A 12,079-nucleotide genomic window follows, 5' to 3' on the forward strand; every position below is an offset into this window, starting at 1 on the left:
GGCACCCCCCGCCACCAACCTTCCCCCCCCCCCCCCCCCCCGGGCCGCTTGGCCCATGCCCCCGCCTGGGGGGTGGCCCATGGGGTTCGATGGCACACGCCGGGGTACTGACGGCGGACGCGCGGCCGGGATTACGGCGCGGCGCGTCACCGCTTGGTGGTCACGCCCATGAGCGTGGCCAGCTGATTGGCGACCGGGTTCAGGTTGAGCTTCTCCGGGTCGTACTTGGGCTTGTCGTCCCACGGCTGCGGAACGCTGGGGTCGGCCGTCTCGGCGTGCGCGCCGCCGCGCACGGCGGTCTCACTGCCTTGCGGCGCGGCGCATTTCGCCTCGGTGTTGAAGGGGAAATCGTCGCGCGAATCGTCGAAGTTGGGGTTCTGCGCCTTCATCTGGTCGATGATGGCCTGGGTGCCCTCGTAGCCGACGGTGCAGGCGGGCGGGTTGTTGGTTTCCAGCACCAGGCCGAAGTGCGTGGTGCCGTCACCGGGGGCCGTCGCGGACGCGCCGATGGACAGCAGCGGCAGCATCTGCAGCACCGGTCCGAGCGCGTAGAACTTGGGCGAGATGGTGAGCAGCAGCGTGCGCAGGTTGGTCAGGTCCTGGGTCAGGGCCGGACCGGATTCCTGGATCAGCTTCTGCAATTGCGCGCCCGCGCTGGTGCTGGTACCGATGAGCCGCCGGATATCCGGGTCACTGGAGCGCAGCTGTGCGGTGAGCTTGTCCAGGCCGTCGCTGAAGTTGCGGATGGCCGGACCCTGCTGGGCCTGGGTGGCGAGCACGCCGCGCGCGTCCCGGATCAGGGCCAGGGTCTGCGGCAGCGAGTCGACGCCGGTGGCGGTGAACTTGTTGAGCGAGTCCACCAGCACCTTGAGGTCATTGCCCTTGCCGTCGAAGGCTTTACCCAGTTCGGTGACCGCGGTGCTGAGCGCGGCGAGGTCGGTGGTCTGGGCGAAGTGGTCGACGCTGGCGAGCAGGTCCTCGACCCGGATGGGCAGCACCGCGCCGGTGATGACCGAACCGTCCTTCAGGTACGGCGCACCGTTGCCGGTGGGCTGCAGATCCACGTACTGCTCGCCGATGGCGGAGCGGTCCGCGATGACGGCCTTGGCGCTGAGCGGGACCTTCGGCTTACCGGAGTCCATTTCGAGCGTGATGATCACACCGTCGGGCGTGATGTCGAGATCGCCGACCCGGCCGACGGGTACGCCGCGGTAGGTGACCTCCGCGCCCTTGGACAGGTTGCCGGTACCCGCGGGCTGGTCGGGGGTGTTGTTGACCTGCAGCGTGACCTTGTAGAGCCCGAAGCCGAGCATATTGTTCAGCCGCACGTACTTGGCGCCGACGAAGGTGACGCCGAGTACCGCGATGATCACGAACAGGATCAGCTGGTTGCGTACCAGACGGCTCATCGCGGACCACCCACTCCCAGCTGGTCGAGAATCGATCCCAGCGGATCGAACGGTCCGGGGGCCCCGGTCGGGCGGGCCACGGTGGGCGGCAGCGGCAGCAGCGAGACGGTGGGCCAGCCACCGCGCGGTCCGTTGCCGTTGTAGTACGGGTTGCTCGGATCGACGTTCACCTGACGCCCGTTGGGCGGCAGGTACACCGGATCCGGTTTGCCCACACCGAGATTCGACAGCAGGGTGCCGACCTCGAGGTCCACCGACAGCCAGGTGTTGACCTGACCGCCGAACGCGGACTTGATCGCCTCGTCCGGGAACGGATAGGTCGGGATGAGCGGGAACGCGGTCACCAGATCGCCCGCGGACTTGCCGAGCTCCTGCAGGGTGGGCCGCAGCGAGCTCAGGTCGGTGATCAGGTTCTCCTTGGAGTGATCCAGGACGTCGAATCCGGCCTGGCCCACCCGATCCAGCTGGGTGAGCAGCTGAATCAGTTGCGGCCGTTGCTCATTGAGGATTTTGATGCCCTGCGGCAGTTCGTCGAGGATCTTGCCGATCTGCTCGGTCTGCTGACCGACCCGGCTGCCGAGGGTGTTGAGCCCGTCCAGCGCGCGGGTGATGTCGTCGACCTGCTGATTCAACCCGTTGATGAGGGTGTTGGCCTGTTCCAGCAGCGAGCGCACCTTGGCGTCGCGGCCGTCCAGGGCCTTGTTCAGCTCGACCACGATGGGCTGCAGCTGGGCAACGCCGCCGCCGTTGAGCAGCAGGGAGAGCGCGCCCAGCACCTGCTCCACCTCGGTGGCGGTGCGGGTGTTCTCGACCTTGATGGTGGAACCGTCCTTCAACCGCGCCTGATCGGGATCGTTTGCGGGAGCGGACAATTCGACGAACTTCTCGCCGAGCAGATTGGACTGGCGCACCTCGGCCCGCGCGTTGGCGGGCAGGTTCACCGATTTGTTCACCACGGCCTTGATGCTGGCGGTCCAGCCGTCCGGCGCGAGTTCGATCTTGTCGACCCGGCCGACGGCGACGCCGTCCACCTTCACCGTCGACTGCGGAACCAGGTCCAGCACATCGGAGAAGCGGATATCCAGGTGCATGGGGTGATCGCCCACGTCCGCGCCGCCGGGCAGCGGCACGCTGAAGGCGCCGTTGCCACAGCCCGCGACCGCGAAGGTCGCCGCGCCGAGCGTCGCCGCGAGCGCGACGGTGCTGCGGCGCGCCAGGGCGGCGGTGCGTGCCCGAGCGGCAATGCGCTTGCGGCTCATCGCTGTCCACCTTCCTGCGTCGACGGCGGCTGCTGATCGGACGGCACGCCCGGCACCGAGCCCGGCACCGTATTGCGCTGGATATTGTCACCGCTGAGGATGCCGAACGGCAGCACCAGCGACGGCGTCTTCACGCCCGCGGTGAGCTGATCGGTGAGGATCCCGCAGTTGTCCAGAATCGGCTTGAGCTGGCGCGAGATGGCGTCGAACTTGGGATCGCCCGGTCGCAGTTTGCCCAGATCCAGCATCTTGCAGATCACCCCGAACGGGTTCTGCAGATCGGTGAAGTTGGGCCGCATGTCCAGGGTGCCGGTCTCGCCGTTGTGCACGTTGATCAGGTTGCTCAGCGCGGTCGGGATGAGCGGCAGCGCCTTGGCCAGATCGTCGCGCTGATCGGCGAGGGTCTTGGTGAGCGAGGTCAGCGCATCGGCGTTGGACTGCACCAGTTCCCGATTGTTGTCGATGAACCGGGCGACATCGCCGAGCGCGACGGACAGCAGGCTGAGCGCGTCACCGAGATCGCGGCGCTCATCGGCCAGGAATCCGGCCAGCGAGGACAGCTGCGAATTGAAGGTCCGCACCTGCGCGTCGTTATCGGAGAGCATGCGCACGAACGATTGCAGGTTCTTCACCGTGTCGAAGATGTCGGTGCGTGAATCCGACAGCGTCGCAGCGGCTTTGGACAGCTGCGTGAAGCTGTTGGCGAGCGCGTCGCCATTACCGGCGAGGTTCTGCGCGGCGGTGCGGGCGAGGTCGTTGACCGCGCCGTCCTTGTTCGCGCCGTTGGGGCCCAGGGCATCGGAGAGTTCGGTGATGCTCTTGTACAGCCGATCCACCTCGACCGGGGTCGCGGTGCGATCCTTCGGGATGGTGGCGTCGCGCCCCATCTTCGGACCGCCCTTGTAGGCGGGCGCGAGCTGGATGTACCGGTCCGAGACCACCGACGGGGTGATCTGCGCGGCCTTGGCGTCGGCGGGCACGTCGTATTTGCGGTCGACGTGCAGCACGACCTTGACCTGCTCACCTTCGGGGGTCACCGAGGCGACCTTGCCGACCGGCACGCCGAGGATGCGGACGTCCGAACCCTCGTAGATGCCGACCGACTTGTCGAAGTACGCGGTGATGGTGGTGGTGTTGAGCTTGTCCAGCCCCCACCACACCAGTCCGGCGGCGAGCACGGCAAGTACGGCCACACCGGCGATGAGCTTGCTCTTGGTACTGGACGCCTTAAGGGCGGTCAGCGGATTGGTCGCCATCGCTAGCCTCCCATCTTTCGGATCGGCGCACGGTCGCCCGGCACATCGGGCAGGGCGGGCGGGATCAGGTTGGTGATCACCGCGTCGAACCAGCGGCCGGTGCCCAGCACGTTCGCGTAGAGGCCGTAGAACGGAGCCGCCAGGGTGAGCGTCTTGGAGATGTTCGCCTGGTTCGCGTTCAGCAGATCGATGGTCTTGCGCAGGTTGGTCAGCGCCGGGCCGATCTGTTCCTCGTTGTCGTGCACCAGCGCGCTCAGTTCGGCCGCAATGGTTTTCGCGCCCGACAACAGCTGCGCGATGGACTGCTGACGCATATTCAGCTCGGCGAGCAGCTGCCCGCCGTTGCCGATGAGCCGCTCGAATTCGGCATTGCGGTCCGCGAGCACCTGGGTGGTCTTCTTGGTCGCGCCGAACAGCTTCTTGAGCTGGTCATCGCGCTTGGCGATGGTCTCCGAGAGCCGGGCGACACCGTCGATGGAACCGCGGATATCGGCCGGGGTGCCGGAGAAGGCCTCCGAGAGCACCCGGAAGCTCTGCGCCAGCTGATCGGTCTTGGTGTCCTCGATATCGGCGGCGGCATCGCTGAACGCGTCCACCACATCGTAGGGAGATACGGTGCGGGACAGCGGAATCGCGTCCGAGGGATCGGCCGGATTCGCGCCCTTGGGATCGAGCGCCAGATACTTCTGCCCGAGCAGCGTCTTGATCTGGATGGACGCGGTGGTCTCATTGCCGATCCAGGCGTCCTGGGTGCGGAAGTCGACCAGCACCTTGTCGCCGTCCAGGCGCACATCCTGCACCTGGCCGACCTTGACGCCCGCGATGCGGACCTCATTGCCCTTCTTCAGGCCCGCGGCCTCGGAGAATTCGGCGGTGTATTTGGTTCCGGCGCCCAGGATGGGCAGCTTGTCGAGGCTGAACGCGGACATGGTCACCAACAGCACCATGACCAGGCCCAGCCCGCCCATGAACGCCGGACTGCGCTTACCGAGCACGACCCGGTCATCCATCAGCGGCCTCCCTTTCCATGGCAGCGGGGAGCCGGATTCGTGTAGATCGGCTGATTGACGGTCGGCATGTTCTGGATCGCCGGAGGCAGATTCAGCTGCGGCGCGTCGGCCGTGCCCGGACCCGCGACGATGTCGATACCGCACAGGTAGAACTGGAACCAGGAGCCGTAGCTCGCGGCGCGACCCAGCTTGTCCATCTTGATCGGCAGATTCGCCAGACCCTCGTTGACCTCGTCCGAACGATCGTTCAGCGTTCCGGTCAACTGGTTCAGGCCCGCGATGGCACCCTGCAGGTTCGGCCGCACCGGCACCAGCAGATCGGCGGTGGCCGAGGCCAGATTGCCGAGCGAGGTGACCGCGGAGCCGATGGTGCCGCGATCCGCGTTCAATCCGGTGACCAGCGCTTCGGTATTGACGATCAGCTGATCCAGCTGTCCGTCATGCTGATTCACCGCGTCCAGGATGGCGTTGAGGTTCTTGACCACCTCACCGATGACGGCGTCCTTGTCGGCGAGCTTGTTGGTCAGCGCGGCGGTATTGGCGACCAGATCGGTGATGGTGCCCTTCTCGCCCTGGAACACCTGAATGATGTTGTAGGACAGCTTGTTCACATCATCCGGGGTGAGCGTCTGGAACAGCGGCCGGAAACCGTTGAACAGCTCGGTCAGATTCAGCGCGGGCTTGGTGTGCTCGAGCGCGATGGTGCCGCCCTTGTTGAGCTTGCGCCCCTGCTCCCCCGCACCCTGTTCCAGCGCGATATAGCGCTGGCCGACCAGGTTCCGGTACTTGATGGTCGCGGTGGTCGAGGCGGGCAGCCAATTGCGGTCCGTCACTTCGAATTCCACGTTCGCCAGCCGCTTGTCGACAATGGCGACCTTGGTCACCTTGCCGACGCGCACACCGGCGATGCGCACCTCGTCACCGGGATTCAGCGAGGTCACATCGGTGAAGCGGGCATTGAACTTGGTGCCGCCGCCACCGTAGTTGGCGATGGTCAGCGCCAGCATGCCGGTCGCGAGCACCGTCACCACGATGAAGATGATCAGCTTGGTCAGCGTGCCGCCGAGTCCGCGCAGCAGGTCCCTCATCGGATGGTCACCTCGCTGCCGCGGAAGGCCGGGGCCGCGATGCGCGACATCCAGCTGGGCACCTGCTCCGGTGAAACACCGTTGGCCGCACCGTAGATCGTGTTCAGCGTCTGCTGCTCCTGCGGAGATCCGGCGGTGGTCGGCGCGTGCGGGCCGAACACCTTGTACTGCGGCGCGGGCATGAGCCCGATGGCCTGATCACCGGGGGTGCGGCTGGGCGGCTGGTAGGAGCCGTCATTGGCCGAACCATTGGTGTACTGGCCCGGATCCACGGTGAGCGGGTACTCCGGAATGCACATGGCGCCACGGGGATCGAACCAGCGCGGCTCGTCCTGGTTGGGCACGTAGCGGCCGCGCGGGTTGACGATCTCCACCGTCACGCGTGAACCGGGCAGATCGGTGCCCTTGCCGAACAGTTCGTCGATGCGCGGCTTCATCTGCGCGAAGTTCTTCAGCGCGCAGGTGTAGCCGGGCGAATACTTGGCCAGCGCTTCCAGCGCGGGCCGCGAATCCGCCGCCACATCGATGATGTTGTCGCGGTTGGCCTGCAGGAAATCCGCCAGATCCGCGGAGCTGGGGGTCAGCGTGGCCAGCATCTGATCGATCTGCGGCCGCTTCTGGATGATGGTCGCGTTGGTGGTGCGCAGATTGTCCAGCGCGTCCACCAATTGCGGTGCGGCATCGGAATACACCGCGGCCACATCGGCGAAGCTCTTCAAATCCTCTTGCAGCGTAGGCAGTTCGGTATTCACCTGGGTGAAGATGTCGTCCAGGCGATCGATGGTCTTGCCGAGTTCGGTGCCCTGCCCCTGCAGCGCCTGCGAGATCGCGCCCAGCGTGGAGGCCAGGTACTGCGGCGGCAGCGCCTGCAGCAGCGGCAGCAGATGATCGAGCAGCTGGCTCACCTCGATGGCGTGCCCGCTGGTGTCCTGATGCAGGGTCATGCCCTCGGTGATGAATTTGCCGTCCGGCTGCTCCGGCCACACCAATTCGACATAGCGCTCACCGAAGAGGGTCTTGGGCAGCAGGCGCGCGGTGACATTGGCGGGGATCTTGTCGGCCTTGGCCGGATCCAGCGCCAGGTCCAGCTTCACCTGATGGCCGTCATAGGAACTGGAGCGCACCTCGCCGACCGTCACACCGCGGACCTTCACATCCGCGTTGCGGGTCAAGGCGTTTCCGACGGTATCGGTCAGCAGGTTCACCCGGACGGTGTCCACGAACTGCTTGTTGTAGATGGCGATGGTGCCCCACAGGAACACCGCGACGACCACGAAGAACAGCACGCCCATGGTGCGCTTGCGCAGCTTCTCGGTCCGTCGCCAGAAAAGCACGCGCTCTGGATTACTCATCCGGCCACCCGCACCGTCGTGGTCGTGCCCCAAATGGCAAGGCTGAGGAAGAAATCGAGCACATTGATCAGCACGATGGCGGCGCGCACCGCGCGACCCACCGCCACACCCACGCCCGCAGGGCCGCCACTGGCATTGAAGCCGTAGTAGCAGTGCACCAGGATGATGACGAACGCGAAGACGAGCACCTTCAGGAATGAATAGATGACATCTTCGGGTGGCAGGAACAATTGGAAGTAGTGGTCATAGGAACCACTCGACTGCCCGTTGAAGTAGATACTGATCAACCGCGAGGCCACATACGTGCCCAGCAGGCCGACGATGTAGAGCGGAATCACCGCCATGAAGCCCGCGATGACGCGCGTGGTCACCAGGAACGGCACACCGGGCACCGCCATCACCTCGAGCGCGTCGATCTCCTCGGAGATGCGCATGGCGCCCAATTGCGCGGTGAAACCACAACCGACCGTGGCCGAAAGTGCCAGCGCCGCAACGAGGGGCGCGAGTTCACGGGTGTTGATGTACCCGGTCAGGAAGCCGGTGAGCACACCGGAACCCAGCGAATCCAGGGCCTTGAAACCCTGCAGTCCGACCACCACGCCGACCGACGCCGACATGAAGACGATGACGCCGATGGTGCCGCCGATGACCGCCAGCGCACCCGAACCGAAGGTCACCTCGGCCAGCAGCCGCATGACCTCCTTGCGGTAGTGCACGAGCGTCTTCGGGATCGAGGTGACGGCCCGGGTGTAGAACGACATCTGATCGCCCGCGCGGTCGACCAGGTTGACGGGCGCTTTGACGACACCGGAGAACCGGCGCGCCCCCCGCTGAATCGCGTTGGTGCGCTGCGAAACAACCATGGATCACGCGCCCTTGGCCGGGACGACCTGAAGGTAAATCAGGGTCAGCACCAGGTTCAGGAAGAACAGCACCAGGAACGTGATAACCACGGACTGGTTCACGGCGTCACCTACTCCTTTCGGTCCCCCTTTTGGATGCAGACCCTTGTAGGCGGCGATGACGCCGGCCACGAGTCCGAAGATGAGGGCCTTGATCTCGCCGATCCAAAGGTCGGGCAACTGGGCGAGCGCGGAGAACGATGCCAGATAGGCGCCGGGCGTACCGCCCTGCAGACCCACATTGAAGAAATAGCCGCCGCAGATGCCGACGACCGCGACCAAGCCGTTCATGAGCAGCGCGACCAGCATCATGCCGAGCACGCGCGGAACCACCAGGCGCTGAATGGGATCGATGCCGAGGACCTCCATGGCGTCGATCTCCTCGCGAATGGTGCGCGAGCCGAGATCGGCGGCCACGGCGGAACCGGCGGCGCCCGCGATGATGAGGGCGGTGACCACCGGTGCGGCTTGCTGAACCGTTGCGAGCACGCTGGTGGCACCGGTGAACGCTTCTGCGCCGAGCTGCTTGATGAGCGAGCCGGTCTGCAGGGCGACTACTGCGCCGAACGGGATTGCCACCAGGGCGGCGGGAAGGATCGAAACACTCGCGATGAACCACGACTGTTCGATGAATTCCCGCCACTGGAAGGGCCGGCGGAAAGTCTTGCGCATAACATCCAATAGGAGCGCGAAGATGTTGCCGGCCTGGGCAAGACCCGACTCGACCGGGGTGCGCAGCCGCGTCAGGGTTTGATTCACGGGCGGTATGTTACCCGTTAGTCAGGTTATGGCGAACGGTGGCGTCATACCCGCCCGTGTAGGCGGGCATCACCTGTGTGTCGGCGTCACCGTTCTCCTCCATGGAGTGCCGGATCGCCTCCTGCGCGGCGGGCGGCAGGGTGTGCAGAATCTGGCGCACCCGCTCGCGACGGCGACCCACGGCGGCACGCACGGGCATACCCGGCTGCGCCTTCATCTGCGGGATGATGCCCTCGACCTCTTCCGCGCCACCGGCGTGGTGACCGGCGTCGAACATGGCCTGCTCGCGGGCCATCTGCGATTCGTCCTTCTCCTCGGACATACCGATCGGGCCCTGCATGCGGCCGTTCAGGAACTGCTTCACCACCGGCTCGTCCGAGGTCAGCAGCACCTCGCGGGGGCCGAACATGACCAGGTTGCGGCGGAACAGCATGCCGATGTTGTCCGGCACCGAACGCGCCAGGTTGATGTTGTGCGTGACGATCAGGATCGTCGCGTCGATCTGCGCGTTGATATCGATCAACAGCTGCGAAAGATAGGTGGTACGAACGGGATCCAGACCGGAGTCCGGCTCGTCGACCAGGATGATCTGCGGGTCCAGCACCAGGGCGCGGGCCAGGCCGGCGCGCTTGCGCATACCACCGGAGATCTCACCGGGGAGCTTGCCTTCCGCACCGAGCAGACCGGTGAGCTCGAGCTTCTCCATGACGATCTTCTTGATATCGGATTCGCTCTTCTTCGTGTGCTCACGAAGCGGGAACGCGACATTGTCGAACAGGTTCATCGAGCCGAAGAGCGCGCCGTCCTGGAACAGAACGCCGAACAACTTACGAATCTCGTACAGCTCCTTGTTGGAGCAGGTGGTGATATCGGTGCCGTCGATGTAGATGGAACCGCGCTCCGGCCGCAACAGGCCGATCAGCGACTTCAGGAAGACCGACTTACCGGTACCGGAGGGGCCGAGCAACGCGCTGACTTCCCCCGACGGCAGCGTCAGTGAGACGTCCTGCCAAATCCGTTGCGAACCGAACGACTTGGTGATGCCTTCGGTCCTGACCTCGACGCCCACGCCAACCTCCACAATTTCTCCGACGAGCGCCCCACTGCGGCGACCCTCACTTGCACTAATTGCACTGATGCATTGCGCGGTGTGGCGCATCACAGTAGGTCCGGTCACTGTATCGCATAAGCCCCGTCTCGGACACCGAGACCTGACCGGTCAGTAACGAAACATTCCGGAGCGGGCAATAACGACGTTATTACGAGGACTCGAATACGCGAAAAGAGCGGTCCCCCAAGGGGAACCGCTCTTTTCAAATACTGCATCCTTGGGTTCTCGGGGGTGTGGGGGAAGCCCCCACACCAACTCCGCAGCCCCTCGGGGATACCGGCAAGAATTACTTGACGGTGATCTTGGCGCCGGCCTCTTCGAGCTTGGCCTTGGCGGCCTCGGCGGCCTCCTTGTTGACCTTCTCCAGGATGGCCTTCGGGGCGCTCTCGACGAGGTCCTTGGCTTCCTTCAGGCCCAGGCCGGAGACGATCTCGCGAACGACCTTGATGACCTGGATCTTCTTGTCGCCGGCCGACTCGATGACAACATCGAACTCGTCCTGCTCTTCGGCGGCCTCGACCGGGGCAGCGCCACCGGCGGCGGCGACGGCCACGGGGGCAGCCGCGGTGACCTCGAACTTGTCCTCGAACGCCTTCACGAACTCGGAGAGCTCGAGCAGGGTCATGCCGGAGAAGGTTTCGAGCAGCTCGTCAACGTTAGCCATTGATGTTTCCTTTCGGTGGTTCATCCCCGCGCGAGCGGTGACGAATAGGTTTGGGGTGGTGACTTATTCGGCGTCGGCCGCGGGAGCCTCGGCGGCGGGGGCGGCAGCGCCACCCTCGTTCGCCTTCTTCTCCTCGAGCGCTGCGAACAGGCGGGCAAGCTGGTTGCCGGGGGCTGCGAACAGCGCCGCGGCCTTCGACAGGTTGCCCTTCATGGCGCCGGCCAGCTTGGCCAGCAGGACCTCGCGGGACTCCAGGTCGGCGATCCGCTCAACTTCGGCAACGGACAGCGCGACGCCGTCCATGTAGCCGCCCTTGATGATCAGCGCCTTGTTGTCCTTGGCGAAGGCCTTGAGCGCCTTCGCGGCGTCGACCGGCTCACCCTTGATGAAGGTGATGGCGGTCGGACCGACGAACAAGTCATCCAGGCCTTCGACGCCCGCCTCAGCGGCGGCACGCTTGACCAGGGTGTTCTTGGCGACGGAGTAGCTGACATTGCTGCCGAGCGCACGACGCAGCTCGGTGATCTTGCTGACCGACAGGCCACGGTATTCCGTGACAACAGTCGCCGTCGAGCTCTTGAACTGCTCCGTGATCTCCGCTACCGCGGTGACCTTCTCTGCGTTTGCCATACTTCGCCTCCTCTCTGGATGGTCGGTTCGTGATGAACTACCGACTTCCGCCAGGGGCCAGCGATAAAGCAAACGCCCCGCGGACGCAGAGTCCCGGGGCGCAGAAGAAACACAAGGCGATTGACTCGCAGTGGTTTCCCAACCTCGGCTCTCCCTGCGTGGGCCGCCAGCAGTATCGCTGGACCTTCGACTGCCTCGCGGCAGCAACCAACGGTCTTCGGTAGAACGATTGGGTGGTCATCGAACAGGTCGGTGACCGTGGACCAGCATAGCGGACGTGCATCTATCCGCCAAAACGGGTCCCCTCACAAGCCAGTGAAACTGAGGTATTTCAATTTTCCGGAGCGCGGCTAGGGTTCGACCAACCCAGCATGGAGGTCACCACCATGAGCCAGAAGCTCACCAAAACCCTTGCCGCAGCGGCACTTTGCGTCGGTATCGCGGGAATGGCGGCCGCCCCGGCGAACGCCGACGTCGTCCTGCCGCCGAAGGGCACCGGTTCCGCCGGAGTCGACGCCGGTTCCAGCCTGCTCCAGGCCGGATCCACCGCGTTCGTCAATCCGCTGCCCGCGCTGATCGCCAAGCTGCTGTGCGGGGTGAATCCCGGCAGCGCACTCTGCAATCTGCACGATCTCTGAA

General features: G+C 65.1%; 12 protein-coding genes. 1 reads left to right on the forward strand and 11 read right to left on the reverse strand.

Going from position 1 to position 12,079, the window contains the following annotated elements:
* Positions 1-146: 146 nt before the first annotated feature.
* From ACFVUS_RS42445 to rplJ, 11 genes are all read right to left on the reverse strand, one after another.
* Positions 147-1,409, reverse strand: a complete 1,263-nt coding sequence (locus ACFVUS_RS42445) for an MlaD family protein (RefSeq protein ID WP_387780810.1) — start codon at positions 1,407-1,409, stop codon at positions 147-149.
* Positions 1,406-2,668, reverse strand: coding sequence for an MCE family protein (locus ACFVUS_RS42450; protein ID WP_387780813.1), 1,263 nt, complete (start codon positions 2,666-2,668; stop codon positions 1,406-1,408). The genes ACFVUS_RS42445 and ACFVUS_RS42450 overlap by 4 nt, the downstream gene beginning before the upstream one ends.
* Positions 2,665-3,924 (reverse strand): MCE family protein, encoded by a 1,260-nt coding sequence (locus tag ACFVUS_RS42455; RefSeq protein WP_387780816.1) that lies wholly within the window; start codon positions 3,922-3,924, stop codon positions 2,665-2,667. The genes ACFVUS_RS42450 and ACFVUS_RS42455 overlap by 4 nt, the downstream gene beginning before the upstream one ends.
* A gap of 2 nt (positions 3,925-3,926) precedes the next feature.
* Positions 3,927-4,934, reverse strand: a complete 1,008-nt coding sequence (locus tag ACFVUS_RS42460; RefSeq protein WP_387780819.1) for an MCE family protein — start codon at positions 4,932-4,934, stop codon at positions 3,927-3,929.
* Complete coding sequence (locus ACFVUS_RS42465) at positions 4,934-6,022, reverse strand: MCE family protein (RefSeq protein WP_387780822.1); 1,089 nt, start codon at positions 6,020-6,022, stop codon at positions 4,934-4,936. Before ACFVUS_RS42465 ends, ACFVUS_RS42460 begins: the two co-directional genes overlap by 1 nt.
* A complete protein-coding gene (locus tag ACFVUS_RS42470) occupies positions 6,019-7,374 on the reverse strand; it encodes an MCE family protein (protein ID WP_387780825.1) in 1,356 nt (451 codons plus the stop codon). The genes ACFVUS_RS42465 and ACFVUS_RS42470 overlap by 4 nt, the downstream gene beginning before the upstream one ends.
* On the reverse strand, positions 7,371-8,237 hold the full coding sequence (locus tag ACFVUS_RS42475) for an MlaE family ABC transporter permease (protein WP_387780828.1): 867 nt from the start codon (positions 8,235-8,237) through the stop codon (positions 7,371-7,373). The genes ACFVUS_RS42470 and ACFVUS_RS42475 overlap by 4 nt, the downstream gene beginning before the upstream one ends.
* A gap of 3 nt (positions 8,238-8,240) precedes the next feature.
* Positions 8,241-8,948, reverse strand: a complete 708-nt coding sequence (locus ACFVUS_RS42480; RefSeq protein WP_364642997.1) for an ABC transporter permease — start codon at positions 8,946-8,948, stop codon at positions 8,241-8,243.
* Between the two features lie 97 nt (positions 8,949-9,045).
* Positions 9,046-10,104 carry an ABC transporter ATP-binding protein gene (locus ACFVUS_RS42485; RefSeq protein WP_364642811.1) on the reverse strand — a complete coding sequence of 353 codons (1,059 nt, stop codon included), beginning with the start codon at positions 10,102-10,104 and terminating at the stop codon, positions 9,046-9,048.
* A 328-nt stretch (positions 10,105-10,432) separates the two neighbouring features.
* Complete coding sequence (rplL, locus tag ACFVUS_RS42490; protein ID WP_387780831.1) at positions 10,433-10,810, reverse strand: 50S ribosomal protein L7/L12; 378 nt, start codon at positions 10,808-10,810, stop codon at positions 10,433-10,435.
* 63 nt (positions 10,811-10,873) lie between these two features.
* On the reverse strand, positions 10,874-11,440 hold the full coding sequence (gene rplJ, locus ACFVUS_RS42495) for a 50S ribosomal protein L10 (RefSeq protein WP_364642815.1): 567 nt from the start codon (positions 11,438-11,440) through the stop codon (positions 10,874-10,876).
* A gap of 371 nt (positions 11,441-11,811) precedes the next feature.
* Between rplJ and ACFVUS_RS42500 the strand changes: the two genes are divergently transcribed.
* Complete coding sequence (locus ACFVUS_RS42500; RefSeq protein ID WP_387780834.1) at positions 11,812-12,078, forward strand: hypothetical protein; 267 nt, start codon at positions 11,812-11,814, stop codon at positions 12,076-12,078.
* The last annotated feature ends 1 nt before the right edge of the window (position 12,079 follow it).

The sequence above is a fragment of the Nocardia sp. NPDC058058 genome (genome assembly GCF_042885355.1).
In the GTDB taxonomy this organism is placed as follows: Bacteria; Actinomycetota; Actinomycetes; order Mycobacteriales; family Mycobacteriaceae; genus Nocardia.